The sequence below is a fragment of the Pseudomonas sp. NPDC087614 genome (genome assembly GCF_044743485.1).
In the GTDB taxonomy this organism is placed as follows: domain Bacteria; phylum Pseudomonadota; class Gammaproteobacteria; order Pseudomonadales; family Pseudomonadaceae; genus Aquipseudomonas; species Aquipseudomonas baetica_A.
Genome location: NZ_JBIUWN010000179.1, coordinates 1 through 1,840, shown reverse-complemented (window position 1 = coordinate 1,840; position 1,840 = coordinate 1). Strand labels below are relative to the sequence as shown.

Sequence of the window (1,840 nt, the reverse complement as noted above, 5' to 3'; positions counted from 1 at the left end):
AACTCATGTTGTTTGTTTAAAAAAAATAATTAAAAAACAAAAAAAAACAATTCGGGGAGGGGGATTGCTCCCTAATGGGTTTTTTAATAAACATTTAAAACCCCCCCACCCCCCCCCCCCGCCTGGAGCCAGGTCATCGCCCTGCTGCAGTTTGCGCTTCTTGTCTTCGAACTTGTCGTCCAGCAGACGGCGGCGGTCAACGATGTAGGCCTGAGCCTTCTCGAGCTGCTCGTTCAGAGCGTCTTCAGCCATGCGCAGTTTGAACCACTGACCATGCTCAAGACCGTCGAGCACTTCGTCGGTAATGTCCTGACCTTTCTTCAGACCAGCACCGCCTTCAGCCTTGTGGCCTACCAGAGCGGAGCGCAGACGTTCGAAAGTTGCGCCTTCAACGATACGGAACTCTTCGTTCAGGTCCTTGCGGATCTCGTCCAGCTGGGACTTCTCGATCGACAGGGCACGAGCATCACGCTCAACGCCGTCGCGGGTGAAGACCTGTACGTCAATGACAGTACCTTTGGTACCGGTAGGTACACGCAGGGAGGTGTCTTTAACGTCGCTGGCTTTTTCACCGAAAATTGCACGCAGCAGTTTTTCTTCCGGAGTCAGTTGGGTCTCGCCTTTCGGAGTGACCTTACCCACCAGGATGTCGCCTGCGCCGACTTCAGCACCTACGTAAACGATACCGGCTTCGTCCAGCTTGTTCAGTGCAGCTTCACCCACGTTAGGGATGTCCGCAGTGATTTCCTCTGGCCCAAGCTTGGTGTCACGGGCCACACAGGTCAGTTCCTGAATGTGGATCGTGGTGAATCGATCTTCTTGAACAACTCGTTCCGACAGGCAGATGGAGTCTTCGAAGTTGTAACCGTTCCAGGCCATGAACGCGATGCGCATGTTCTGACCCAGTGCCAGCTCACCCATGTCGGTGGACGGGCCGTCAGCCATGATGTCGCTACGCTGAACCCGATCACCTTTACGCACCAGCGGACGCTGGTTGATGCAGGTGTTCTGGTTGGAGCGGGTGTATTTGGTCAGGTTGTAGATGTCGACACCCGCTTCGCCGGTTTCAACTTCGTCATCAGCAACACGAACCACGATACGGCTGGCATCAACAGAGTCGATCACGCCACCACGACGAGCAACGACGCAAACGCCGGAGTCACGAGCTACGTTACGCTCCATGCCGGTACCTACCAGCGGCTTGTCAGCGCGCAGGGTGGGTACAGCTTGACGCTGCATGTTCGAACCCATCAACGCACGGTTGGCGTCATCGTGCTCGAGGAACGGAATCAACGACGCTGCAACCGAAACTACCTGCTTCGGCGAAACGTCCATCAAGGTGACTTCTTCAGGCGCCTTAACGGTGAATTCGTTCAAGTGACGAACAGCTACCAACTCATCGATCAGCGTTTTCTTGTCGTTCATCGTGGCCGAAGCCTGAGCGATCACGTGATCAGCTTCTTCGATGGCAGACAGGAACACGATCTCGTCGGTGACCAATGCGTCTTTCACCACACGGTACGGGCTTTCCAGGAAGCCGTACTGGTTGGTGCGCGCATAAGCAGCCAGGGAGTTGATCAGACCAATGTTCGGACCTTCCGGCGTTTCAATCGGGCATACGCGACCGTAGTGAGTCGGGTGTACGTCACGAACCTCAAAGCCAGCGCGCTCACGAGTCAAACCGCCAGGGCCGAGTGCAGAAACACGACGCTTGTGGGTGATCTCGGACAGCGGGTTGTTCTGGTCCATGAACTGAGACAACTGGCTGGAACCGAAGAACTCTTTCACCGCCGCAGCCACTGGCTTGGCGTTGATCAGGTCTTGCGGCATCAGGCCTTCG

General features: G+C 55.5%; 1 pseudogene. It reads right to left on the bottom strand.

Going from position 1 to position 1,840, the window contains the following annotated elements:
- Positions 1-120: 120 nt before the first annotated feature.
- Positions 121-1,840 (bottom strand): annotated as a pseudogene (gene rpoB / locus ACIOWA_RS27905) (DNA-directed RNA polymerase subunit beta); the annotation flags it as partial.